Here is a 23352-nt window from a genome sequence, read left to right as displayed (position 1 = left end):
TATTAGCTGTGTTATGTATTAAAATGGACATCAACGGAACATGTTTTTTATCTGGAAAGGAAGAATCCTCATGGCAAAACTCATCTTTGATCCGGCGGGATATACAGTGACCGAAGGGACGGAGTCCGTGGAACTGCTGGCCAAGGAATTCGCCTTACTGCAGTTTTTATATGAGCACCGGGGCAAAGCGTTTTCGCGCGAGCAATTGCTGGACCGGGTGTGGGTGCTGGAATACCCGGTGGAGCGGACGGTCGACGACCATATTTACCGCCTCCGCAAAAAGCTCCATCGCTGGGGGCATGTCCGGATCAGTACGATCCGGGGGTACGGATATAGCCTGAGCATAGCCGAACCTAAAGGTGTGGATAATCCGTCCATGCGTGATGAAGAGATTCAGTCCGCCGTAACCGGTCTGTTTGAGAAATATCATTTGCTTGGACAGGGAAAATCGATCATCGCACTGGCGGCCCAGCACGAGGTTCTGGGATTTGAGATCGATGCTTTTTACCGGAGATATATCCGGTTTTTGCAGGCTGACATCAAATGGTTTGTGGAGACGAACGAGCTTCAGCCGGGGGAACGGCTATACGGGCTGCTCCTTATTTTAGCAGGGATAACGCCCGATTCCACCAGGGTACTCGGCTACTGCGAGACGGCATTGAAACAAGGGTTATTGCCTCCGATACAGCACAGAGAAATGGAAATCCTGAATATTCTCGAGGTGTACGCTGACGCTGGGTTGCCCGAGAAGGCGATTCAACGCTTTGAACAAACCCGCCGCGTGGTGGAGCAAGACGGATTGACGGGCTTCGTTATGCCGGTTGCTTTGATGGAAATGTACGTTCATCTGGTTGCCGGGAACTGGAATGAAGCCGATCAGACGGCGGCCAGGCTGGAACGGCTGCTCGAGAAAGAGCCTTATATCAGGGAGATAGGCAGATTCGGGGTTTTAAAAGGACTGCGGCTTCTCTTGGAAGGACGCGAACGGGAAGCGGAGCAGTGTCTGGATGAGGGGCTGGAAGTGCTGAGCATGTCATTGCACATGCCGCTCTATCTGGCCGCGATTAACCAGATCAATCTGTTTTTACGGCGCCGTTACCCGGAGAGTACATTAGTGCATAAGTTTGCTTCGTTGTTTGAAGCGACGGAGAAAGAATACCACCTTTTAGAGCTTCGTCCCGCAATGGAACAGTGCATTATGGATATTCTTTCAGTTGAAACAGGCAAAAAAGAGTAAGTCCGTTCGGGATTCATATTCTCATCTGATAATCCTCTGACATTCATCGGTTAATCTGCTAGGAAAGAAAACGAAACCGATGTGTGATGGATGGAGGAAATGAAATGGCATCAGCAATGCGCTCCGGACTGTGGTCGATCCGCAGCTACCGGAGCATGTTTTCCGCTTACGCGCTTGCCTCGTTCGGCGACTGGTTCGACGCGCTCGCGATTCAGGTCTTGGTCGTGTACCGTTGGGGGATCGACCCGTTTATGATTGCGCTCATTCCGGTCTGTATGGCGCTGCCGTCCGTCTTGTTCAGCTCCTTTGCAGGCACGCTGGCGGACCGGGTGCAGCAGGCCAAACTGATGATATTCTGTGATCTGTTGACCGTTCTCTTGACGGTAGGTGTACTGTTCGCTCCGAACTTTGCATGGTTGCTGCCGCTGCTGGCGCTTCGGGCCATGGCCGGCGTGTTTCATGTGCCGGCTCAACAGGCGCTGACCCGCCGGATCGTTCCGGCAGATCTGCTGCTGCAGGCGACATCTTATAACGGCCTGGTTGGCCAAGGATCAAAGGTAGCCGGGCCTCTGCTGGGCGCGGTAACGCTCGCGGTCCTGTCCCCGCAGGCCTGTATCCTGATTAACATGGGAGCGAGACTGTTGTCCGCCCTGTTGCTGCTTGGATTATGGAGGCTGCCTCATAGTACGGCCGGGCAGGATAGAAACCCGGACAAGGAAAGGATCCGCAAACCAAGCTTCTGGAGCGAATGGAAAGAAGGCTGGACATTTCTTTGGCACCGTAAAGTGGTGTTGAACACGGTAATCTTCGGCTTTATCGGGTTGGCGGCAATCTTGATGGTCGATTATCAGTTTCCGACTCTGTTCAAGTCGATCTCGCCCCATAATGAAGCATTGACTGGCCAGGTCGTTGCCGCAATTGGGGCGGGAGCCGTAGGCGCGCTTATGATTTTGAACCGGCTGGGCAAGATCAACTATGGCTTGGGACTTGGGGGAGGCTGCGGATTGATCGGCCTCGGCGTGGCGCTGCTGGGCTTTTGCCCTCCGGGAACCCATCTCGCAACGATGTTGGGATTCGGCTTGTTGCTCGGAGCCGGCAACGGAGCGTATATTTTGACCCAGAATTATATTTTGCAAAAAGAAACCTCCCCGGATGTCGTCGGGCGCGTGTTCGGCATTCAGAATACGATGAACAGCTTGGTCATGTTGACTGCGCCGCTGGTCGGAGGCTTGTTGATCCGGGCGGTTTCCGTCGGTGCAGCCTTCTTGTCCATCGGCGTGGTGATGGTAGTGCTTGGACTGCTGGGAGTTTTGTTCCGCCGTCAGCTCTGGCCCCAAATGGAAGTCATCGCAACCGGCTCTTCCGGAACCGAAGCAGGCACGCTAACCCAGAACTAACGCGGGAACTCAGGGGATTTTACGATTGAATATCGAAATGACCATAAGGGCTGTTGGGAAGAAATTCTCGACAGTCTGTTTGCTTTTCTTTCAGTTTAGTGCTAAACTGATAACAATCACAGCAAATGAGGTGAGAGCAAATGGAAAACGAAGAACGAAGATATAAAGCCATGTCCAGGCGGGAAGAGAAATTGGGCTTGCTAGTATGGTTCCGTCTTTCGCGGATTTATAACCGCAGCCTTCGCGCCTCAAACCAGCATCTTAAGCAATGGAATCTTTCGGTTGCCCAATTCGATGCGCTGGTCCAGATTGGCAGCCATCAACGGCTGACCCAGCAGGAGCTGGCCGACAAATTATTGGTATCGAAAGGAAATATAACGCAGCTGTTGACGAAGATGGAAGAGCTGGGATGGATCGCGCGGGAGCAGGAATGGAAGAAAAAATGGCTGTCGCTAACCGAGCTGGGATGGGAACTCTATCATGAAGCGGTTCCTTTGCAGGAACAGTATCAGGCTTCGCAGTTCGCCGGATTAAACCAAGAGGAGAAGCTTCAGCTACTGGGGCTGCTTCGGAAAATTCAAAGAAACCAATAAATTAAAGGAGTGATTTCACTATGAAGATGGAATTCAAAGGCATTCACCATGTATCGGCCATAACTAAGACGGCATCGGAAAACTTTCAATTCTACACGAAAGTATTGGGCCTCCGACTCATTAAAAAGACGGTCAACCAGGATGATATCTCCGTCTATCATTTGTTTTACGGGGATGAAGTCGGCAATCCGGGAACCGAATTGACCTTCTTCGAAATTCCGAACGCAGGGCGGAATGTCGACGGGAATAACAGCATCTCGGCGCTTTCGCTGCGCGTGCCAAATGATCAGGCTCTGGATTACTGGACCCGGCGTCTGGATGAATTTGGAGTCGAGCATGAGGAAGTGAAGCAGCGGGCGGGTCGTGCGACGCTGGCGTTCAAGGATTTTGAAGGGCAGCGTCTGGTTCTCGTATCGGATGAGAATAATACCGGTGTACCCGGCGGCAAGCCTTGGGACCGGAGCCCGGTTCCGGCGGAGTTCGCCATCCTGGGCTTAGGGCCGGTCCAATTGACGGTCGCCCAGCCTGACCTGACGATCTCGGTACTGACGGAGCTGATGGGCTTCCGCCGGAAAGGGCAGTATCCTTCATTCGTGGAAGGCCAGCCCGACATTATCGTGTTTGAGACGGGCGAAGGAGGTACCGGTGCTGAAGTGCATCTGGAGGAAAGAACCGACCTTGCGCCTGAACGATTGGGACGGGGCGGGGTGCACCATGTCGCATTCCGTGTGGAGGACGAGGAGGAGCTGCGGGCCTGGATCACCCAAATTCGCGGGGCCCGTTTCCCGAATTCGGGATTCGTGGACCGCTTCTATTTCCGGTCGCTTTATTTCCGTGAGCCAAACGGAATCCTGTTCGAGGTTGCGACCGACGGACCTGGCTTTGCCACGGATGAAGATCTCGCTCATCTCGGCGAGTCACTGGCGCTCCCGCCTTTCCTGGAGCCGAAGCGCGCACAAATTGAAGCCCACTTGAAGCCGCTGGATACTGTGCAATAAAAGGAAATTCGTATGGAGAAAGCTTATCTGGAACAAACGCTTGAATCCATAAGATTTTTGTTAATTCCAAGCAGGAATTCATGAAAGTTACAGGGAATAATTAGAAATTAAAGCTAAATCTGCGATTTAAAGGAGTAAGTAAAGTGCGGATTATTTATATTCTAATGTTCCTGTCGTTGTGGTCCTTGGGGTTGTTTATCTTACTACACCGAACCCGGTCCAATCTTTGGATCGGGTTAACGATTCTGCTGGGGGGGTCGGCCAGTTACGCGTTCAGCATGCATTTGTCCATTATGCCGGTATTTGCGGATGCCGCATGGATGCCTCAGTTTCTTAGCCGACTTCTGTACTTATCAACGGTGGTTGGAATGAACATCTACTTCTTTGTTTTGCCTTACGTGTTTAGTATGGGCGGGTTATGGCTTAACGACAAGATGTCTTCCCGCTGGAAATGGGGTTTGACGGGGCTGCTTTTTATGGGAATGGTTCTGTTGTTGGGAGCCCACTTGCGTGCTGGTCCCTGGAACGTCTTTAATATCGGCCAGTTCCGATGGTGGGACGGTTTGTTTGTTGGAATTGGATGTTTCTTTTATTTGCTGGCTTATTTCCGTGAAAAAAACGAATTAAGAAGGCGAAGTCAACGAAGAACGCTGTTGTTTCCCCTGGTGATGATCTGGGCGTTTATGTCAGATTACGTAGGTTTCGATCATCTGAAACTGGGGTGGTGGTCATTCGACCTGAGGAGCAACGGGATGTGGCAGGCAAATTTTATCGTGATTCTCAGCACGGTCGCTGTCGTTTTATTCTTCACGATCCGTTACGGATTTCTCGGCATCAAGCTGCGGATCGAGCGGGAAAGAATTGATTATTCCATCCGCACCCTTACGATGGGCGTGTCCATTCTGAATCATTCCATCAAGAACGAAATTCAAAAAATAGACTATCTGGCGGAGAAAAGCAGGAATTTGCTCTCGACGGGGCAATCGGAAAAGGCTGTTCAAACGATCGGTCAAGTTCATGGGCTGACAGCTCATCTGCTTCATATGGTAAACCGGATCAAGGAAAAAGCGGAGGATGTGGTGCTGGATGAGAACGAGCATGAGGTCCGAAAGCTGCTGGATGACGTTATAGCTTCCAGCGGAACGCTTACGGAGAATGGTACGGTTACCCTGTCCGTTGCCTATGGAGTTGAGGGGTTATTGACCTGTGATGCGGTACATATCAGGGAGACTCTTTCGAACCTGATCCGCAATGCTATCGATGCTATGCCGCCCGGCGGCGGAGCGGTGGAGCTGTATACCTCGGCTACCCGGAAGGAATTCAGGATCGAGGTCAGAGATAATGGAGTCGGCATCCCCCCGGAACATCTGGCAAAAATCTTCGAACCGTTCTTTACCACCAAGAAAAACGCGCTCAATTACGGGCTCGGACTTCCCTATTGCAGCAGCGTGATGTCCAAACACGGAGGCAGGCTTTCTGTGGCAGAGTCTGAACCCGGCAAAGGAACCACGATTATGCTTCATTTTCCAAAATACAAATTTAAACCGGAGTCTCCTGCGCCTAGCCTTAAATTACCGCGGGAACACCGAAGATTGGACCCTCTAAGTCCTTCTTAATCTATCTTAATCCATCTTAAAATGGGTGAGCTTGTTTTTGATGCTGCGCAGCTGAGTTTTGATCGTATTGGTCGATTTGTGCAGGCGTTCGGAAATTTCCCGTTTGCTCATCCCGCTCCGGCGCAGTTCAAACACTTCCCGTTCAGTAGGCGACAGCTCCATCAGTTGAACTTCGCTTCTCATCGCTCTGGCGGCATCCGGATGAATGGAAGCCCGGCCGCTATTGGCCTCGCGGATTGCATTCAGAATATCCCGGTAGCTTGATTTGTTTATGTAATTCATGGCGCCAAGCCGGAAGGACTTCATAATGACTTCGGCTTCGGTGATGGAAGTCAGCATGATAATCTTTACGGAACGGTTTCGTTCCTGATGCAAAATTTGCTCGGCGGCATCCAGTCCGTCCAAATTGTTGCCGGTTAGATTAATGTCCATCAGAATTACGTCCAGATCCTGCTTCGAAGCCAGCTCAATGGCTTCCTCTTTGGTTGCGGCAACCCCGGCCACTTGGATGTCAGGCTCGTCTGCTAAATCCCCACTGATATGATCCCGCCAAAAGGAATCGTCCTCCACCAGCATGACCCGAATTCGCTCCATGAAAATAAATCCCTCCGCATCTTACAAAGGTTTACAATTAAACCCAGTATATCAGCGAAAATTACAAAAAGGTAGGATGAACCTTCTTCACCCCCAGGTGAAGAAAGTTCATCCTATTCGTCGTTTCACGCCCGGCCTATAATCCGAAATGCGGCCAGCAAGTTGAACGGCTGAACAATGAGGCGGAAGGCGGGGGATTAATTTCAAAGCGTAGCACGAAAGTTGTTGTATTAGAAACAACGGCCGAAAGGAGCGGGATGATATGTTTTTGGCCGAAGAAGTAGGCAAGTTTGTAGAGCTGATCGCCGCTAAATACCCCGAAGCTGCCGTTCACCGATTCCAAGAGCCGGCTCATCCAGCGGCGGGAGAATTTGCGGTCAGTGTGAAACAGGAGACCCGACGGAGCGAAACACGAAGCCATACGCTGGTCGAACGGCAGTATGCGATGGTCTGCTATGCCGAGGATGCGGAAACGGCGATCCTTACCATGGAATTGCTAAGCCGCTGCATTATGAACGAAGGCGTGGATGGCAAAGGGGTATCCTCGGGACCTATACGGGCGGAGTCGGTCAGCATCGACGCCCCGGAAAAACTGGACGGCGGTCTTCAGAGATGCATTGGTACGGTTTTAGTTCGTGCCAGGGAGTCCGTTACTTTCGAGAATTATGAAAAAATAGGCAAGGTAGAAACGCGCATGACAACTATTTGAAAGGTGGCATGAAATCATGGGTGGAACATGGGATTCAATTAGTTTACCGGTGCGTCCGGGTCTGTATATTAATTTTGTGGAGGCGGCTGCCGCGCAAATCAAAGGCGGCGCACGCGGAACGGTAGGTTTACCGCTGTTTCAATATGCGGGAGCCGAAGCGGGCAAATTCTACACGATTGAAAAAGAATCCGAAGCGATTGAATTGTTCGGCGCAGCAGCGATAGAGCCGATTCGCCTCGTCTTGCAAGGCGGTGCTAAAGAGGTGCTCGTGTATACGGTTCCTAAAGGAGAAGACGGTAAATGGAACGTCGCGGCGTATACCGCGATTCGGGATGCATTCAGTTCCCGGCAATTCAATGTGTTCGTATTTCCGGATGAGATTTCCGAAGAAGAGCAGAAAGCGACTCAGTTATGGTGCAAAGACAACCGGGAAGACGAAGGCAAACATTTCATGACGGTATTTGGCGGCTCCGCCGAAGATGACGCCGATCCTGCAGCTGGCAATGAACGTACCGTTGATTTGGCGGATGATTATGTAGTTAATCTCATTTCCGGTGTCAATATTGGCGGTAACGTATACAGCTCGGGCAGGTATGCTCCGTATATTGCCGGTTTGATTGCCGGAACCGGAATCAACAAATCGATTACGTACACGCCTGTACGTGCAAACGATGTGATTAAGCGATTAAAGAATAGCGAAATCAATACAGCGCTGCAAAAAGGCTCGTTGGTGCTTGTGCACGACGGGGAGAAAGTAAAAGTGGAGCAGGGTCTCGTAACAAGCAAAAGAAAGATCCGCGCCATCCGGGCGCGTCAAGCGATCTCGACCGACATTCCCAAAGCGGCTGCCGAGTCTTACATAGGCAAGCTGGATAATAACGCCGACGGGCAGGCCGCACTCATTTCCGCCGTGAAGGCCTATCTGGAACGCCTCGAGCTGAACAATGTGCTGACCGATATCGTCGTCACGCTCGATCCCGACCGGAAGTCCGAAGGAGATACGGTATTCCTGCAGATCAGCTTTACGGAAATCGACAGTATGGAACGGATATTCCTGACGATCAAAGTTTAGTTTACAGTTTCTCATTTTTATTTAATTAGGAGGGGTTCATGTGCTGGATTCAACCCGTGTAATTAATGGGACTTACGGATACGTGTATTACGATGGAAAATGGCTGACCAATATCAAGTCGGCGGAAGCGAACGTGGAAATCACCAAGGAGGAGATTAAACGTTCCGGCACGCGCTGGACGGCGCATAAAGTGACCGGGCTCAGCGGATCCGGTACGATCACCGGCTACAAGGTAACTTCCGAATTCGTCGAGCTCATCGGCCAAATTGCCGACGACAGCAAGGGGACGTTTACCACGGAATTGATTTTGAAGCTGGAGGATCCGGAATCCTACGGTGCCTACCGGGTGCGTCTGAAGGGCGTTACTTTCGACAAAGTGCCGCTGATGCACTTCGAAGTCGGCTCCATTGTAGAGGAAGAGCTTCCGTTTAATTTCACCGGTTATGAGCTAATGGATAAGCTCGTGGCTGAATAAATCAACTAAGTCCGGAATTGGCGGGAACCCGGCTTGTCACCTGACATACTCGTCCGGGTTCCTGGCCTTTTCCTATCAAGCGGAAACGCAAATGACCAAAAAAGGAGATGGATCACGAATGGCAATTACGGAGAACAGACAAAGCAGCGTACTTCAGGCACTTTTAAGCGCGGACAGCAAACCGACGAAGGATATTCCAATGAAACGGCTGGGGGTTGATTTCCAAATCCAGGCCCTGGACGGAAAGACGATCAACAAAATTCAGGAGCAATGCACGCACTATGTGGGAAAAGGACAAAAACGGGAGAAGGTCATGGACGAAGAGCAGTTCGGAGCGCTCGTCATTCAAAAAGCCTGCCTGATTCCGGATTGGTCGGCCAAGGAATTGATCGAGAAATACGGAACACCGACGGAAGCGATCCTGGGCTTGCTGCTCGCGGGCGAAATCGCGAAGCTGTCGACGGAAATCTTGGAAATCAGCGGCTTCGACAGCGATGAAGACGAAATAAAAAACTGATCAAAGCGGGCGGTGAGGCCTTTCTGCTACATCTTATTTTTCAGAGGCATCATATTTCTCCGGACGAGATGTACAACAAAGACGAGAATGTGAAGCGATTCATGTATGCTTCGATGATGCTTCAGCTGGAAGAAGAAGAAAAGATGCGCAAGGAGCAGGAAAGGGCTGCCCGCAGAACGAGGCCGTAAAGTCAGGCCCAGGGGGTGAATGGCTTTGAGTACGAGTTCCAGCCTCTCGGAGTTGGAGAAGTTGTCCAACCGCATCAAACAGGCGAAAGCGGATCTCTCAAAGTTGACAAGAGGAACGGTTCAGACCATAGGTATTGAACTGGCATTCAAGTTCACAAGCAAGAAAACGATTAAGAAATATTTCAACGATCAGGCTGCGGCAGTCCGGAAGGAGTCGCAAAGGGCGGCTCAGTTGGCGGCGGAACAAGCGAAAGCCGCCGAAGAGGCGGCCGAGAAGGCTACGATTGCTTATCTAACCCAGAACAAGGGGAAGAAAGCCAAACAGAGTCTGAGGAAAATGCTCGCGGCCAAGGAGGCCAGGGAGAAAGCTGCCGAGGCAGCGAGGGCCTCAAAGGCTGCAGCGATTCAAGCGGAAGCGGCCAGGAAGAAAGCCGATCCGAACAGCATCCGCAGACGGATCAGCGAGAAGTTTGAGGAGCCGAAGGGCAAGATTGCGGCCTTTTACAAAAGGCTTCGGCATCCGCTTGGGAACTTTGGCAACAATCCGTTGCAATCGTGGTGGTTGAAGCCGAACTTGCCGGCCAAGGCGGGAAGCGCCAAGGAAAAAACGGCTGGTGCCGCAAACGCCGCGGCAAGTCCGCGGGACAAAATCGCCAGCGCGTTCAGCACGGCCGGAAGCTGGTTAAGTTCGGCCAAGGATCAATCCTTGGAAGCGGCCAAAGTATTCGATGCCGCTTATGTCGTTTTGCGCTCCACCTCGGGGGCCTCTCAGAAGGAGATGGAGAGCTTGCTTCAATCTTTTAGAGTCGTGGGGGGGCAAGTGCCTCAAAGCTTGAGCGAAGTCGGAAAAGCAATGGGGATACTGCAGCGGGATACCACGCTGACGGGAACCGGCCTGGAGAACTTGTCCAGGTTGCTCTTAACGGCTTCCAGGCTTACGGGATCGGACAGTGCAGTAGCCGCGGAGTCAGCAGCAAAGGCGATGAGCGTATGGGGAGTTGCCGCGAAGGACGGCGGACAGATGCTGGAGAAGTTTTTTGCCGCGAGCCGCGCCGGAGGCGTGAATATGGGTGATCTGATGAAACGGATGGCCCAGTTCGGCATGCCGATGCAGCAAATGGGTCTCAGCTTCGAGCAATCCATGGTGCTGATGGCCAAATGGCAGAAGGAGGGCATGAACCCGATTGAGGACGCCCTCAAGAAAAAAATACCGGATGGCGGATTCGCCAAGATCGCGGAAGATATGCGAAAGGCTTCGACTTCCGCGGAATTGGCCAAACTCGCCCTGGATAATTTCGGCCCATTGGTAGGAGGAGAACTGGCGGCCGCGTTAAAAGGCGGGCAAGTGGATTTCAATGGAATGCTCGGGGCCATGAACCAGTCCAAAGAAGGAATCATGGGTCATGCCGAAGCCTTGCAAAGCTTTGGGGATCGCTTCGATACCTTAAAGAACCGGATCACGATAGCTCTCGCACCTTTGGGAGAAGCGCTGCTTCCGTTCGGGGAAGGCATGGTCGCCGCGCTCGAGTTCGTGATGAAATATGCGGATATTATGGGGGCTGCGCTTTTAGGCATGAGCGCCGTGTTGATCACCGCATTTGCCCCTGCGCTGTGGGCTTCCGTTACCGCGCTATGGGCTTCGGCCATGGGAGCCTGGGCATTGGTTTTTCCATTCTTGCCGCTGATCGCCATTGTCGCTTTGGTCGGGGCGGCCTTCGGTTTACTGGCTTACCTCGTCAAGTACCATATGGACGACATTCAAAGAATCATCGATACGATAACCGGCGCCATCGCAGGCGCGTTCAAATGGGTCTCGGACGGAATTAAGAATGCTCTTCTTTCGGTTTGGGAGTATGTAATGGAAAAGATCAATTCGCTCAAGTCGTTATTAGGCCTTGGCATCAGCACTCAGGCTACCGTCCAATTGAATACAAACGCCGCGGGCCAGGCAACCGCGGGCGGCGGTCCGCCGACCAGCAAATATCACGGGATGGACTACGTCCCTTATGATGGCATGATGGCCCGGCTACATAAGGGCGAACGGATCATGACGGCGAGCGAAAACCGGGAATTCTCCCAAGGCGGCAAAGGGGGAACGATATCGATTACGGGCAATACGTTTAACGTCCGTCAGGAATCCGATATCGATGCCATTGCCAGAGCGTTGGCGCGCGAAATCAAGACGGCAGGAGGATTGATGGCATAATGGCATCGCTGGAATTCTGGCTCAAAACGATTGACGAGAAGGAATGGCTCTGGCTGCCGGTCAATCCGGACCGGGTCTCCGTCAAAACATCGCATGGTTATGAAGATGTGCAGGTTACGGGGTTGGGTGAATACACGGTGATCGGGGAAGCCGCATTAAAGGAATATTCCTTTTCGTCTTTTTTTCCTCGCGATTATCATCCCGGATACTGCGAATATGAAGACCTTCCGGTTCCTTGGGACACCGTGGAGAAGATTGAGGAATGGATGAAAAGGCGAAGCCCCGTCCGTCTGGACATCACCGGTACCAAAATCAAAGGGCTGGTCACGATCCGTTCCTTCCAATATAGCGAACGCGCGGGAAATCCGGGCGACGTGTACTATGATCTGGAATTGAAGGAATTCAAAGAGGTCCAGTTCCGCCAGGTGGAAACCTCGGGGTCCGGTAAAGCAATGGTCATCACGGGCGAACACCGCCCCGATACCAGAAAGCCTCCCGCTTCCTATATCGTCGTTCCCGGAGATACGTTATGGAAAATCGCCCAGCGGACGCTAGGAAACGGAGACCGGTGGAAGGAAATTTATGCGGCCAACGGAGCCGTCATTGGGAAAAATCCGAACCGGATAACCCCCGGACAGAAGCTGGTGATCCCTAAATGAACTGGAATGTCATTTACAAGGATGCGGACCAAAACGTCTATTTGGATCATATCGTCAAGTCGATTCAGTGGTCCGGCGATATCAAGCAGGCTTCACGCAAGCTGGTTGTGGAACTGTCCAATACGGGAGATCTTCGGGAACTGTTCATGACGTTTGAGAAAGGCGCGGAGCTGCGATTCATTCTGAATGAGAAGCAGGAGCTGTTTCGCGGCGTGTTGTTTGCGGATCAGATTAACGCCAAGGGGCAAATGACCTTAACGGCTTATGACGAAAATATTTATCTGACCAAAAGCAAGGATACGAAAATTTTTCGCGGTCAATCCGCATCGGCTATCATCAAGCGGCTGTGCAATGAGTTTTCCGTGCCGACGGGAGAAATACACGATACGGGTTATGTGATTCCGAAGCTGGTTTTCCGCGAGAAAACGCTCTTTGAGATGATGGTGACCGCGCTCACCGAAACCCAGAAGCAAAACGGACAGCATTTTTGGATCACCTCAAAGGAAGGGAAATTGCAGCTGTTGGCCCGGAAAGAGCAGGAAGGCAAGTGGGTTTTGGAAAACGGGGTCAACCTGCTGGATGCCAGCTACTCCCAATCGATCGAAGATACCCGCACGCAGATCAAGGTCATCGGCGGCGACGCGAAGAAAAAGGAAATCTCCGCAAACGCGAAGGATGGAGGACTGATCCAACGGTTCGGAGTCATGCAGCATTTGGAGAAGCCGGAAAATGAGATGACCAAATCACAAATGGAGCAAAGAGCGAAGCAATTGCTGAAGGATTTGTCAACGATCGAGGATCAGGCCCGCATCGATTGTCTAGGCATACCCGATGTGGTTGCGGGTTCCTGTATTTACGTCAAGGAATCGATAACGGGGATTCTCGGCGGATACTATGTCTCGGCCGATGAACACCGGTTCCAGAACGGAAGCCATACGATGTCGCTGACCCTGTCGGCGACCGATGACCTTCCGAAGATGGAATACAAGGAAGAAAAGAAGGGGGCCAAGTAATGGAACGCATTGAAGGCTCGGGAGCAAGCCAGCTGGTGCAGTTGATCCGCAAGATTGGATACAACAGCGAAATTACCTTCGAGCTTGCGACCGTCACGGCCAAACCTCCCGACTTGAAGATCAAGGTGGATCATATGAATGTGGAGCTCGAAAAGGATGATCTGATCGTCGCCCAGTCGCTGACGAAGTATACGCGGAAAGCGAACCTCAGCACCGAGAATAAAGCGGAGATCTCCTCATCCTCCATCTCCCAGTCCTCTGCTTTAACTTTATCGCAAGGAACGGGAAGCATTAAGTTCCTTTCCTTTGGAATGGCCTCCGCAAAATTTGTCGCTAAAGAAGTTGAACTCGAATTTATCGACGAGCTCAAGGAAGGCGACCGGGTCATCGTCGCCGGGATTCAGCAGGGGCAGACCTATATTATTTTGGATCGGGCGGTGATGTATTAATGGGATTATCTCCGCTTCAAAGCAAGGAAGACCGTTACGTGGAAGTGAAGCCGGTTCCGTCTCCTTCGCGGACATACAGCCTCGATTTGGAATCGGGCGAAGTGGCCGAACGTATGGTGGACGGCAAAGAGGCGGTATGCCAGTCCATTCGCAAAGCGATCCAAACGGCGCGTTATCGTTATTTGATCTATAACGGCCAATACGGCTGCGAGCTTGAAAGCCTGCTGGGCCAAGACATTTCGCAGCAATTGTTAAAAAGTGAGATCGGCCGGGTCATTACCGAAGCGCTTCTGGAGGACGACCGGATTCAAGAGGTTCTCAATTTTCAAATTACAAGGGATAACGATAAATTGTTCGTCACGTTTACGGTCCACACCAGCGAAGGAATCATTGAGCAGGAGGTGAGTATTTAACCGTGTTTGAAAATCAGACGAAAGCAGCGATACTGCAGCGGATGCTGGACGCTACGCCGGTGGAGCTGGATAAGCGTCAGGGATCGGTCACCTTTGACTTGCTCTCCCCCGCCGCGATCGAGCTCGCGCATGCCTATATTGAGCTTGATAATGTATTGAAATTCGGTTTTGCCGGCCCGCAGCAGCCGGGTGAATTTCTTGATTTGCGTGCGGGCGAATTCGGCCTTACCCGTCTTCCGAGCGTCAAGGCGGAGGGGGAACTCCTCTTCCGTGGCGATGAGAATACGGTCATCCCGCTTGGGACCGCCGTATCTACGGATGAAGAGGAAGCGGTCGTGTTTGTGACTTCCGAGGAAGGAATCATCAAACAGGGCAAAGCCGTTGTGAAGGCTAATGCGGTTTTGGGCGGCAGCCGGGGGAATGTAGCGGCAAGCCGGATTACACTGGTACTGGGCAATCAATCGGGCATCGTTACCGTAACGAACCCGGACCCTTTTGCCAACGGGGCGGAAATCGAATCGGACGAATCGCTTCTGGTAAGATATTTCGACCGCGTGCGCAGACCGGCGACCAGCGGCAACGCTTGGCATTATAGACAATGGGCGCTGGAAGTTCGGGGCGTAGGCGACGTGAAGGTATTTCCCGTATGGAATGGCGGGGGCACCGTGAAGCTGTCCATCCTGTCGGCAGATAAAAGAGCTCCAGGACAGGCGATCATCAAGCATGTCCAAGAAGCGGTGGAAGAGCGCCGCCCGGTTGGCGCCCTGGTTACCGTATCTCCCGCGGAGGAAGTGCAGATTGACGTATCGGCGCGCTTGACACTGGCTCCCGGTGCGGTTCTGGGGGACGTGAAAGTGCAGTTTGCCAAGGAATTGGAGAGTTATTTGGCGGATTTAGCTTTTCATAGCACCGTGGTTCCATATAACCGGGTGTTCGGACTTTTGCTTGATATAGAAGCGGTCACCGACTTTAAAGAATTGAAGATCAATGGAGCTCCGGAGAATCTGCATATCCATGAGGATCAAGTGGCCGTAGCCGGGGCGGTGAATTTCGTTGTCTCGTAATATAAAGAGCGATATGCTTGATTATTTGCCCCGTTACTATGGCGACTCCCGCACAGTAAGAAATTTGACCGCCCAGGAAGCGGAAGAAATAATACAGCTGCAGGACCGGATTCAGGATGTGCTGCGACAGTTTTTTGTCGATACCGCGGTTTGGGGGTTGTCCTATTGGGAAAATGTTTGCGGGATTCCCGTTGACGAGAACAAACCTAAGGAGCAGAGACGTTCCGTCATTAAGTCGAAGCTGCGGGGAGCCGGAACGGTAACCCTAGCCGTCATTAAGAATGTGGTGGATTCGTTTGAAAACGGGGAAATCCAGCTCCAGGAAAACTTCGCGAAATATGAAGTAGTGATTACGTTCATTGGGAAGCGCGGCGTTCCGCCGAATCTGAATGATGTAAGAACGGCGCTTCGCGAAATCGTTCCGGCCCATTTAAGCATCCGGTTCGAATACACCTATTTGAGATGGGAAGAGCTGGATAAAGCGAATTTGAATTGGGATGAGCTTGAGGCTCTAAGCATGACCTGGGACCAGCTGGAAGTCTGGAAGCCCGAGGAAAAGAAGTTGTAACAAGAAAGGGGGAGCACGATATACGATGCCTAAATTGCCAACCGGGTTAAAAACGTTCGAGCCTTCCGACACCGTCAGAAGAATCGCGCAAAATGAGAATATTGAAGCGACCGACGCGTTATTTCACGGCACGAGCGGCCATCACCACACGGGGAAGGCCGGCGACGCGCCGCAGATCCGAAGCGAGGGGATCGCCGGAGGGGCCGTGACGACCGACAAGATCGCTGCGGTTGCCGTTACCGGAGACAAAGTGGCGCGCTATACGCTATGCCGCCGGCATTTGAAATCGGGCCGGATCAGCGGAAATATTGCCAAGTACAAACAGGTTACGGTGACGGCCGGACAGCTTAGCGGATTGCCGACCGTTCCGTATTTTCAGAGCGGTCTGAACGATAATTTCTGGGCTCTTTACTCGGCCTACAATCCGTTTCCCCAGTCCATGACCGTGGCGCTGGGAGCGGAATATGCCGATATGGAAGGAGTCAGCTTTGAAAAAGGCTGGAACTCCGATCCCAAGGGCTTCTACGTGGATGTGAGCAGCGACAATGTGAATTGGCGCAGAGCCTATTCCTATACGCGCAGTGGTTCCGAAGAATTCCCGAGATATCACCCGTTCGATCAGGCAATGAACGGGTCCTATGTCCGATTGACGGTTACGGCCCCAAACGATCAGACGGGAAATGCCATTATCGCCGGCTTCGGCGTTTACAGTAGAGCTTCGCAGGAGAGCAGCCCCGACTTTCGCTTGGAAAAAGGGCTGCTGCAATATCATGACGGATCGGGGTGGAAAGGTGTGGGGATTAAAAGCGTACAGCGCGGAGCAACCAGTATCTCGTATTTCTATCCGAACGGAAACGGAACATTGATTCGAGACGTGGCGATCACTGCGGTAAATCCGCAGAAAACATTTGTCAATATTACCACATCCGGGTTGTCCCACTGGTCCCAAGGCTCGCCCCTGATGGACGGATCGGTTTGCGCCAGACTCGTGGGAAATAACGTGGTAAGGTTTAATTTTATGGAGGGTTTCTATGAAGCCTATGCAGAGATTTCCTGGGAGGTGATCGAGTTTGCCTAATTACTATGCGCAAATTGATGAAGATGGCCGCGTTTTCACGCTCAGCGAGCTGGCCGGAGAGGTTAAGCACGATCACCTGATCCCGATCAGCGAGGAGCAATATCAGGACCGCAGGCTGATGCATACAAGGTATGTCGATGGCGATTTTCAAGGGTTGTTTGCCGTGATAGAGGCAGACAAACCGGCCATCAAGCCGGATGGCGAAGATGTGCTGACGGTTCAGGTTACCGTGACTGATTGGCAGGGGAAAGTGCAGAAAGCATACAATGAGGAGCTGGAAGTCGAACTGAACGGAATGCGGCAAAGCCTGAAATTGACGAAGGGTACGGCGGATATCACGATCAGCAGCAGCGAGCCGGGACAATTTGTGTTGAAGACTGCCGGCCTGGACCGGAATAGCGAGCTGAAGGTGGTGGTTACGGATGGCAACTAAAAAGCCTGTGAACAAAACGCCTCATTTTCATATTCCGGCTGACCCGCTAAGGGTTAAATCGGAGGAGATCCGGGCACGGAGCCTGGACAGAAAAAAGCAGGGGCTTCGAGCCGCAAAGGGAGTGCAGGAGAACGCGGTGACGCTGGAAACTCTCTATAGCATGCTAACAGACGTGCTTGAGAGGCAAGAGATTCTGGAACAGTGGATACGTAAAAACGTAAAATGAGCTCTCCGTAATGCTGCCTATATGACAAGTGTCATATGAAAATAATGATATTTGAGAGTACCCCTGATTTCTGATCTTTTATATGATCAATATAGAAGCTCAGAGAAAGTGGGAAATCATATTGATTAACACAGATGCAAACAAGACGAAGCAGTTGCATAATGATGTTGCACCGTTTGCCAAATCTGATACGCGAATCAGTATTAACCAAATCATCAATACCATACTGCCGTTGTTACTCATTTGGGGAGCCGGCTATGCGGTATTGCCTTATTCACCATGGTACACCGTATTATGTAGCGTTATTGCATCAGGCTTCGTTGTGCGTACATTTATTATTTTCCATGATTGTACACACGGGTCGTTCTTCAAGAGCAAAAGAGCCAATGATATTGTCGGAAATATTACAGGGATCCTGACTTCCTTCCCCTACGAAAAGTGGAAACGCGAGCATACGCTTCATCACGCAACAAGCTCGAACTTGGATAAGCGCGGGATCGGCGATATCGATATGCTGACTGTGGATGAGTATTTGGCCAAATCGAAGCTTGGTCGCCTAGGGTATCGTGTATACCGCAATCCGATAGTGATGTTTGGATTAGGCCCTCTATACATGGTGCTTGTATTAAATCGATTTAACCGTAGTGGGGTACGTAAAAAGGAGCGGTTGAATACTTATTTTTCTAATATCATGTTGTTGGCTGTCTGTGCAGCACTCATTCTGGCATTTGGCTGGACTGCATTCTTACTTGTGCATGGTCTAACGTTATTGATCGCAGGGTCGATGGGGATTTGGTTATTCTATATTCAGCACACGTACGAGGATTCTTATTTTGAACATAATTCGAAGTGGGATTATGTCAAAGCAGCCGTTGAAGGCAGTTCTTACTATAAGCTGCCAAAATTACTGCAATGGGTAACTGGTAACATCGGCTTCCACCATGTTCACCATTTGGCGCCTCGCGTACCGAACTATAAGCTGGAGGATGCTCATGAGTCGATTCCGCCATTACAACAGGCAACCACGATCACGCTAAAGACGAGTTTAGAGTCGATTCGTTATAAGCTCTATGACCCTGAACGGCATAAATTCGTAACGTTTAAAGAGGCTGCAAAGTTAGAAGTGACTCGCAATAAAGTGGTATTGACTAAAAAATACAGCTAGCTTTTTGGAAGGGTGCCTCTACATAGGTAAGAGGTGCCCTTTTTGAGTTATAATGATTGAAAAAGCGAACATAAGAAGCGAGGCTGTTATGCAAAAGTGGTACAGTATCATTCCTAAAAGTCCGATGTTAAGTATCTATCTGTGGATCATCGTCTGCATTATGCCCTTCTACTTTATTATCCATATTATCCATTCGTTTTCATTGTGGCTCATTAGCGTAGCGGTATTATTGATTATCCTATATTTTTTAAGCTACTATTTTTCGTTCAGTGCACGGACGGGCCTGAAGTACATGTGGATCAGCCTCCAAATGGTGCTGAATATTCTAATGACGCTTTCGTTTGGTTATGCGTATTTTGTCCTCTTTACGGCGATTTTGATCGGTTTTAATTTCAAGAAGGCTGTTGGCTTTTATATCATGTATGGTTTGAATATTCTGTTTACAACGGTCACCATCGAAGTGGGGTATTTTTTCTTCCAGGATTTGTTTATATCCCAAACGCCTTTCATTATCGTTACTGCTCTAGGTGTAGTATTAGTGCCCTTTGCTCTATATTCCAAGTCGAAACGCGAGAATCTGGAGGGGGAGCTTGTAACGGCAAACGAGCGTATTTCCGAGCTGACGGTGCATGAGGAGCGCCAGCGTATTGCACGCGATTTGCATGATACGCTGGGTCAGAAGCTATCCATGATCGGATTGAAAAGTGATTTGGCGACACGCTTAGTAGAGAATAATCCGCAACAGGCCATCCAGGAAATCAGGGATATTCGTCAAACGGCAAGCATTGCTCTCAAAGAAGTTCGTGAGCTGGTGGCGGATATACGCGCGATCCATCTGGCGGATGAATTGGTTCGTGTCGAACAGATATTAAAGGCCGCGCAGATTAAATTCCGTTTAAACGGGGATACCAGTGAGATTCATATGCCGGTTTTTGCTGAAAATATCGTAAGTATGTGCTTGAAAGAAGCGGTAACCAATATCGTGAAGCATAGTCAGGCAACGATCTGTCGCATCAGTTTTTATCAAAGTGATGAAATGTTTAAGCTGACGATTCATGATAACGGAATCGGTTTTCCGAATGTCAAACGATTTGAAGGCGGCAACGGCTTGAAAGGAATCCAGGAACGAATTGATTTTATTAACGGTTCCTTTCATATGAAGACGGACAAAGGTACGACCATGATTATTTCTGTCCCGGTTACGATTACAAACCAATAAGGGGGGAAGACCATATGATTCGTATTGTGATAGCGGAAGATCAGGGGATGCTGCTCGGTGCCATGCAATCCTTGTTAAACATGGAGGAAGATTTTGAAGTAGTCGGCATTGCCAGAAACGGCGAGGAAGCCGTTAAGCTGGTGATTGAATTACAGCCGGATATTTGCATTATGGATATCGAGATGCCGATCCAGACCGGTTTGGACGCCGCGGAGGCGCTTCTGGATAACGACTGCAAAATCATTATCTTAACCACGTTTGCGCGTCCCGGTTATTTTGAGCGTGCGCGTAAAGCGGGGGTCCGCGGTTATTTACTGAAGGACAGTCCCATTGAGGAATTAATAGCTTCGATTCGCATTATTATGGAAGGCCGCCGTATTTATGCTCCGGAGCTTGTGGATTTTGTCTATGAGGATGATAGCGAGAATCCGTTGACGAACCGCGAAATCCAGGTGTTGGAGCTTGTTGCCGAGGGCAAGAAGACAAAGGAGGTTGCGGAGGAGCTTTACCTCTCTCAGGGAACCGTACGCAACTATATTTCAACGATCTTAGAAAAGCTGAAGGTGGGGAACCGGATCGAGGCTATTGCGCGATTTAAGGAAAAGGGGTGGAATAAGTAATCGAAATCACGGGGTCGGGGGTCATCCTCATTCATAATAGGATTGTCGAATATTACTTTAAGGTTTCCGGTTCGCTCATAGTATAATATAGTGACCCCTATTAGAAGAGGTGAACAAATGCTTGATGCAGAGCTCAGTATCATGGATTATTTTACGGAACAAAATATTCAGCTGTTTCTGGACAGGTTCAGATCGCTTGGGCCGCTGCCCGGAATTTTGCTCACGTTTATGAAATCTTTCGTCCCGCCGCTGCCTACGATCATTATTGTCGGGGCTAATGCAGCCATTTACGGTATGTGGCAGGGATTCTTATATTCCTGGATCGGTCTCGTAGCCGGAAGCCTGCTCACGTTTCTGCTCATTCGCAAAGCAGCCGGTTCCGCTCTCATCCGGAGATGGGCCGAGAAGCCCAAGGTGCAGAAAGCGATGGTCTGGGCCCGGAAGAACGGGTTCAGCTTTGTATTCCTGCTCAGCATGCTCCCGGTGGGACCTTTCGTAGTCATCAACATGGCCGCGGGGCTGACGCGGATGCCGGTGAGAACCTTTGCGGCGGCGGTGGCTTTAGGCAAGGCGGTCATGGTCTTCTGCGTGTCCTACATCGGGACCCATTTGTCCGATTTTGTGGACCAGCCGGCCAAATTTCTCGGCGTCGCGCTGTTTATCGCAGCTTCGCTGTGGCTGAACCGGAAGCTGCAGGCTTATTTTACGTCGGTTGCCGTTGCAGCAGCCGAGCCGGCGGAATAAAGCAGGCGTTGCCGGCGCTTGCCGGCTGTCACCGGTAAAGCGCCGAGATTGCCGCCGCTTCGGCGCCGATCAACTCCCGCAGCTCCTGCGGGTGCAGTGCTTCGGCTTCCCGGCCGCAGGCGAGCAAAATTTCACACGCCGAATCCAGCGTGTGAAACTCGATGCTTACGCGCATCCAGCCAGGCTGGCCATTCTCTGGCTCGGCGCTAAGTACCTTGGCGTAGCGCTCCCGCTTCAGCCGGGCCAGTCTCCGCTCCGTGATGCGGATCTGTGCCGGGTACCGCGGCAGAGCGGATTTGAAATCCGCGGTCGATTGCTCCCAGTACCCGCTCAATGAGAAGTCGTTCGGGCGCTGAAAGGATTCTTCCAACACAGCGGCCTCCGTGATCCGGGAGATGCGGAAGGTCTTAATCTCTCCGTTCTCCTCCGCCACCAGGTACCAGACGTTTCGTTTAGCTACCAGGCCTAAAGGATGAACGGTCCGTCTGGAGATGGCACCGGCGTTGGCGGCATCGCTGTCCGATTTGCGGTAGGATATGTCCAGCTTGCGCTGTCCCCAGACCGCTTCCTGCACTATCTTTAACAGCGGAAAGCTTTCTCCCGATGTATGCCAGCCGGCTCCGTCGATATGAATGCGTTCCGAGAGCATTTCGGCATCCTGCCGGACAGGGGCAGGAGAGGAAGCGAGCAGCTTCTGGTACGCGGCTTCGAAACTCCGCTTCGGAATTCCTAACTCTCCCAGCAGATGACTGTAACTGGTCAAAAGCAGTGAGAGAACTTCTTCCTGATTCATCCCCGTCAGACTTGTCCGGTAATTCTCCGCCATCATCCATCCGCCAAGAGGACCGCGTTCCGCATATACCGGAATACCGGCGGAGCTCAAAGCGTCCATATCCCTCACGATCGTCCTCTCCGAGACCTCCAGTTTTTCAGCAAGCTGGCGCGAGTTTAATTTGCCGCCGTTCTGCAGCAGCAGCAAAATGGACAGCAGCCGATCCGCTCTCATGTACATCCCTTCCTTCCTCTTCTTTTCCTAGTTTGAATTGTATCATTTATATAAGACAATGGATGTCATATTTGACGGGTAAACTGAAAATGTCATTAGAAACAGAAGTTATCGGGAGGATGATCCATCTATGGAAAACAAGACTTTGAAGCCATTGGCCGGGAAAATTGCCGTGGTAGCCGGAGCTACGCGGGGAGCGGGCCGCGGAATCGCCGTCATGCTGGGGGCGGCCGGGGCCACCGTTTATTGCACGGGACGCAGCGTCCGGGGCGGCGCCTCGGACATCAACCGGTCCGAAACGATCGACGATACGGCGGAGATGGTTACCGCTCGCGGCGGAATCGGTATTCCGATCCGCTGTGACCATACGGAGGAAGAGGAAGTTAAGGCTTTGTTCGAGCGGATCGCCAAGGAACAAGAAGGACGCCTCGACCTCCTCGTCAATGATATTTGGGGCGGAGAGCAGTTGACGCATTGGGGTACTCCGTTTTGGGAGCAGCCTTTAGGCGATGCGCTGCTCATGCAGGAGCGGGCGATCAAGACCCATTTGATCACGAGCTACTACGGGGCTCCCTTAATGATCAAACGGGGAGAGGGACTGATCATAGAAGTTACTGACGGATCCACTTATAATTACCGGGGTAATTTGTACTACAGTCTCGCCAAAATTTCGCCGATCCACTTGGCGGCGGCTATGGCGGAGGAGCTGCGCCCGCATCATATTACCGCCCTCGCGGTTACACCGGGATTCCTGCGGTCCGAACAAATGCTGGATCATTTTGGAGTGGGAGAAGATAACTGGCGGGATGCGGTTGCCCAGGAACCGCATTACATTGAATCGGAAACGCCTTACTTTGTCGGCAAAGCCGTGGCTGCCCTTGCCGGTGATCCTAATGTCCATGAAAAGTCCGGCCGTGCACTGACAAGCTGGGATTTGTCCGACGAGTACGGATTTAGCGATGTCGACGGCAGACAGCCGCATTGGGGTAACTATGCGAAAAAGCAGGGGCTGCCGCTCAACTGACACTCTAAATAACACAAGTAAAAGGGGGTGCCCATAGTCATTTCGATGACTTTTGGGACACCCCCTTCA

The 23352-nt window shown here is 51.4% G+C and carries 26 protein-coding genes; 24 read left to right on the top strand and 2 right to left on the bottom strand.

Going from position 1 to position 23352, the window contains the following annotated elements; genetic code table 11:
• Positions 1–70: 70 nt before the first annotated feature.
• The 5 genes from NYE70_RS13715 to NYE70_RS13695 all read left to right on the top strand — a co-directional run bounded on the left by NYE70_RS13715 (position 71) and on the right by NYE70_RS13695 (position 5841).
• A complete protein-coding gene (locus NYE70_RS13715) occupies positions 71–1237 on the top strand; it encodes a winged helix-turn-helix domain-containing protein (protein WP_341046366.1) in 1167 nt (388 codons plus the stop codon).
• 104 nt (positions 1238–1341) lie between these two features.
• On the top strand, positions 1342–2634 hold the full coding sequence (locus NYE70_RS13710) for an MFS transporter (protein WP_341046365.1): 1293 nt from the start codon (positions 1342–1344) through the stop codon (positions 2632–2634).
• Between the two features lie 170 nt (positions 2635–2804).
• Complete coding sequence (locus NYE70_RS13705) at positions 2805–3227, top strand: MarR family winged helix-turn-helix transcriptional regulator (protein WP_247681968.1); 423 nt, start codon at positions 2805–2807, stop codon at positions 3225–3227.
• Positions 3228–3253: 26 nt separating this feature from the next.
• Positions 3254–4225, top strand: a complete 972-nt coding sequence (locus NYE70_RS13700) for a ring-cleaving dioxygenase (protein WP_341047593.1) — start codon at positions 3254–3256, stop codon at positions 4223–4225.
• Between the two features lie 143 nt (positions 4226–4368).
• The gene (locus tag NYE70_RS13695; RefSeq protein ID WP_213655780.1) at positions 4369–5841 is read left to right on the top strand and encodes a sensor histidine kinase; all 1473 of its coding nucleotides are present in this window, start codon (positions 4369–4371) and stop codon (positions 5839–5841) included.
• Positions 5842–5847: 6 nt separating this feature from the next.
• Here NYE70_RS13695 and NYE70_RS13690 read toward each other — a convergent pair whose 3' ends face one another.
• The gene (locus tag NYE70_RS13690) at positions 5848–6435 is read right to left on the bottom strand and encodes a response regulator transcription factor (protein WP_211024207.1); all 588 of its coding nucleotides are present in this window, start codon (positions 6433–6435) and stop codon (positions 5848–5850) included.
• A gap of 262 nt (positions 6436–6697) precedes the next feature.
• Here NYE70_RS13690 and NYE70_RS13685 point away from each other — a divergent pair, with 262 nt between their 5' ends.
• The 18 genes from NYE70_RS13685 to NYE70_RS13600 all read left to right on the top strand — a co-directional run bounded on the left by NYE70_RS13685 (position 6698) and on the right by NYE70_RS13600 (position 21253).
• Entirely contained in the window at positions 6698–7144 is a 447-nt protein-coding gene (locus NYE70_RS13685) for a hypothetical protein (protein ID WP_213655781.1), read from the top strand.
• A 16-nt stretch (positions 7145–7160) separates the two neighbouring features.
• Positions 7161–8216 (top strand): phage tail sheath subtilisin-like domain-containing protein, encoded by a 1056-nt coding sequence (locus tag NYE70_RS13680; protein WP_341046361.1) that lies wholly within the window; start codon positions 7161–7163, stop codon positions 8214–8216.
• Between the two features lie 40 nt (positions 8217–8256).
• Positions 8257–8691, top strand: coding sequence for a phage tail tube protein (locus NYE70_RS13675; protein WP_211024213.1), 435 nt, complete (start codon positions 8257–8259; stop codon positions 8689–8691).
• 118 nt (positions 8692–8809) lie between these two features.
• Positions 8810–9208: a phage tail assembly chaperone gene (locus NYE70_RS13670; RefSeq protein WP_213655783.1), complete on the top strand. Its 399-nt coding sequence runs from the start codon at positions 8810–8812 to the stop codon at positions 9206–9208.
• Positions 9209–9421: 213 nt separating this feature from the next.
• Complete coding sequence (locus NYE70_RS13665; protein WP_341046359.1) at positions 9422–11602, top strand: phage tail tape measure protein; 2181 nt, start codon at positions 9422–9424, stop codon at positions 11600–11602.
• Positions 11602–12261, top strand: coding sequence for a LysM peptidoglycan-binding domain-containing protein (locus tag NYE70_RS13660; protein WP_341046358.1), 660 nt, complete (start codon positions 11602–11604; stop codon positions 12259–12261). The genes NYE70_RS13665 and NYE70_RS13660 overlap by 1 nt, the downstream gene beginning before the upstream one ends.
• On the top strand, positions 12258–13274 hold the full coding sequence (locus NYE70_RS13655) for an XkdQ/YqbQ family protein (protein ID WP_341046356.1): 1017 nt from the start codon (positions 12258–12260) through the stop codon (positions 13272–13274). Before NYE70_RS13660 ends, NYE70_RS13655 begins: the two co-directional genes overlap by 4 nt.
• On the top strand, positions 13274–13723 hold the full coding sequence (locus tag NYE70_RS13650) for a DUF2577 family protein (RefSeq protein ID WP_341046354.1): 450 nt from the start codon (positions 13274–13276) through the stop codon (positions 13721–13723). Before NYE70_RS13655 ends, NYE70_RS13650 begins: the two co-directional genes overlap by 1 nt.
• Positions 13723–14136, top strand: coding sequence for a DUF2634 domain-containing protein (locus NYE70_RS13645; protein ID WP_341046352.1), 414 nt, complete (start codon positions 13723–13725; stop codon positions 14134–14136). The genes NYE70_RS13650 and NYE70_RS13645 overlap by 1 nt, the downstream gene beginning before the upstream one ends.
• A gap of 2 nt (positions 14137–14138) precedes the next feature.
• Complete coding sequence (locus NYE70_RS13640) at positions 14139–15200, top strand: baseplate J/gp47 family protein (protein WP_341046350.1); 1062 nt, start codon at positions 14139–14141, stop codon at positions 15198–15200.
• A gap of 13 nt (positions 15201–15213) precedes the next feature.
• A complete protein-coding gene (locus tag NYE70_RS13635) occupies positions 15214–15768 on the top strand; it encodes a putative phage tail protein (RefSeq protein ID WP_341046348.1) in 555 nt (184 codons plus the stop codon).
• A gap of 25 nt (positions 15769–15793) precedes the next feature.
• A complete protein-coding gene (locus NYE70_RS13630; RefSeq protein ID WP_341046347.1) occupies positions 15794–16846 on the top strand; it encodes a discoidin domain-containing protein in 1053 nt (350 codons plus the stop codon).
• Entirely contained in the window at positions 16839–17279 is a 441-nt protein-coding gene (locus tag NYE70_RS13625) for a hypothetical protein (RefSeq protein ID WP_213655791.1), read from the top strand. The genes NYE70_RS13630 and NYE70_RS13625 overlap by 8 nt, the downstream gene beginning before the upstream one ends.
• Positions 17269–17505 (top strand): hypothetical protein, encoded by a 237-nt coding sequence (locus NYE70_RS13620; protein ID WP_341046345.1) that lies wholly within the window; start codon positions 17269–17271, stop codon positions 17503–17505. Before NYE70_RS13625 ends, NYE70_RS13620 begins: the two co-directional genes overlap by 11 nt.
• 82 nt (positions 17506–17587) lie before the next feature.
• Complete coding sequence (locus tag NYE70_RS13615; protein ID WP_213655793.1) at positions 17588–18670, top strand: fatty acid desaturase; 1083 nt, start codon at positions 17588–17590, stop codon at positions 18668–18670.
• 88 nt (positions 18671–18758) lie between these two features.
• On the top strand, positions 18759–19889 hold the full coding sequence (locus NYE70_RS13610; RefSeq protein ID WP_211024238.1) for a sensor histidine kinase: 1131 nt from the start codon (positions 18759–18761) through the stop codon (positions 19887–19889).
• Between the two features lie 14 nt (positions 19890–19903).
• Positions 19904–20509 (top strand): response regulator transcription factor, encoded by a 606-nt coding sequence (locus NYE70_RS13605; protein WP_213655794.1) that lies wholly within the window; start codon positions 19904–19906, stop codon positions 20507–20509.
• Between the two features lie 117 nt (positions 20510–20626).
• The gene (locus NYE70_RS13600; RefSeq protein WP_211024242.1) at positions 20627–21253 is read left to right on the top strand and encodes a TVP38/TMEM64 family protein; all 627 of its coding nucleotides are present in this window, start codon (positions 20627–20629) and stop codon (positions 21251–21253) included.
• 28 nt (positions 21254–21281) lie between these two features.
• Here NYE70_RS13600 and NYE70_RS13595 read toward each other — a convergent pair whose 3' ends face one another.
• Entirely contained in the window at positions 21282–22259 is a 978-nt protein-coding gene (locus NYE70_RS13595) for a helix-turn-helix transcriptional regulator (protein WP_341046343.1), read from the bottom strand.
• A 130-nt stretch (positions 22260–22389) separates the two neighbouring features.
• On the opposite strand from NYE70_RS13595, the gene NYE70_RS13590 reads away from it, so the two are divergent.
• The gene (locus NYE70_RS13590; RefSeq protein WP_341046341.1) at positions 22390–23283 is read left to right on the top strand and encodes an SDR family oxidoreductase; all 894 of its coding nucleotides are present in this window, start codon (positions 22390–22392) and stop codon (positions 23281–23283) included.
• Positions 23284–23352 lie beyond the last annotated feature (69 nt).

It is taken from the genome of Paenibacillus sp. FSL R5-0407 (assembly GCF_038009185.1).
Classification (GTDB): Bacteria; Bacillota; Bacilli; order Paenibacillales; family Paenibacillaceae; genus Fontibacillus; species Fontibacillus vini.
This window is presented reverse-complemented; position numbering and strand designations above follow the sequence as displayed.

What these genes read in the sequence shown, in the direction of transcription:
- NYE70_RS13715 (WP_341046366.1), top strand. Translation starts at nt 71, where the DNA reads ATGGCAAAACTCATCTTTGATCCGGCGGGATATACAGTGACCGAAGGG.
- NYE70_RS13710 (WP_341046365.1), top strand. Translation starts at nt 1,342, where the DNA reads ATGGCATCAGCAATGCGCTCCGGACTGTGGTCGATCCGCAGCTACCGG.
- NYE70_RS13705 (WP_247681968.1), top strand. Translation starts at nt 2,805, where the DNA reads ATGTCCAGGCGGGAAGAGAAATTGGGCTTGCTAGTATGGTTCCGTCTT.
- NYE70_RS13700 (WP_341047593.1), top strand. Translation starts at nt 3,254, where the DNA reads ATGGAATTCAAAGGCATTCACCATGTATCGGCCATAACTAAGACGGCA.
- NYE70_RS13690 (WP_211024207.1), bottom strand. Translation starts at nt 6,435, where the DNA reads ATGGAGCGAATTCGGGTCATGCTGGTGGAGGACGATTCCTTTTGGCGG.
- NYE70_RS13685 (WP_213655781.1), top strand. Translation starts at nt 6,698, where the DNA reads ATGTTTTTGGCCGAAGAAGTAGGCAAGTTTGTAGAGCTGATCGCCGCT.
- NYE70_RS13680 (WP_341046361.1), top strand. Translation starts at nt 7,161, where the DNA reads ATGGGTGGAACATGGGATTCAATTAGTTTACCGGTGCGTCCGGGTCTG.
- NYE70_RS13670 (WP_213655783.1), top strand. Translation starts at nt 8,810, where the DNA reads ATGGCAATTACGGAGAACAGACAAAGCAGCGTACTTCAGGCACTTTTA.
- NYE70_RS13660 (WP_341046358.1), top strand. Translation starts at nt 11,602, where the DNA reads ATGGCATCGCTGGAATTCTGGCTCAAAACGATTGACGAGAAGGAATGG.
- NYE70_RS13655 (WP_341046356.1), top strand. Translation starts at nt 12,258, where the DNA reads ATGAACTGGAATGTCATTTACAAGGATGCGGACCAAAACGTCTATTTG.
- NYE70_RS13650 (WP_341046354.1), top strand. Translation starts at nt 13,274, where the DNA reads ATGGAACGCATTGAAGGCTCGGGAGCAAGCCAGCTGGTGCAGTTGATC.
- NYE70_RS13645 (WP_341046352.1), top strand. Translation starts at nt 13,723, where the DNA reads ATGGGATTATCTCCGCTTCAAAGCAAGGAAGACCGTTACGTGGAAGTG.
- NYE70_RS13635 (WP_341046348.1), top strand. Translation starts at nt 15,214, where the DNA reads ATGCTTGATTATTTGCCCCGTTACTATGGCGACTCCCGCACAGTAAGA.
- NYE70_RS13630 (WP_341046347.1), top strand. Translation starts at nt 15,794, where the DNA reads ATGCCTAAATTGCCAACCGGGTTAAAAACGTTCGAGCCTTCCGACACC.
- NYE70_RS13620 (WP_341046345.1), top strand. Translation starts at nt 17,269, where the DNA reads ATGGCAACTAAAAAGCCTGTGAACAAAACGCCTCATTTTCATATTCCG.
- NYE70_RS13615 (WP_213655793.1), top strand. Translation starts at nt 17,588, where the DNA reads ATGATCAATATAGAAGCTCAGAGAAAGTGGGAAATCATATTGATTAAC.
- NYE70_RS13610 (WP_211024238.1), top strand. Translation starts at nt 18,759, where the DNA reads ATGCAAAAGTGGTACAGTATCATTCCTAAAAGTCCGATGTTAAGTATC.
- NYE70_RS13605 (WP_213655794.1), top strand. Translation starts at nt 19,904, where the DNA reads ATGATTCGTATTGTGATAGCGGAAGATCAGGGGATGCTGCTCGGTGCC.
- NYE70_RS13600 (WP_211024242.1), top strand. Translation starts at nt 20,627, where the DNA reads ATGCTTGATGCAGAGCTCAGTATCATGGATTATTTTACGGAACAAAAT.
- NYE70_RS13595 (WP_341046343.1), bottom strand. Translation starts at nt 22,259, where the DNA reads ATGAGAGCGGATCGGCTGCTGTCCATTTTGCTGCTGCTGCAGAACGGC.
- NYE70_RS13590 (WP_341046341.1), top strand. Translation starts at nt 22,390, where the DNA reads ATGGAAAACAAGACTTTGAAGCCATTGGCCGGGAAAATTGCCGTGGTA.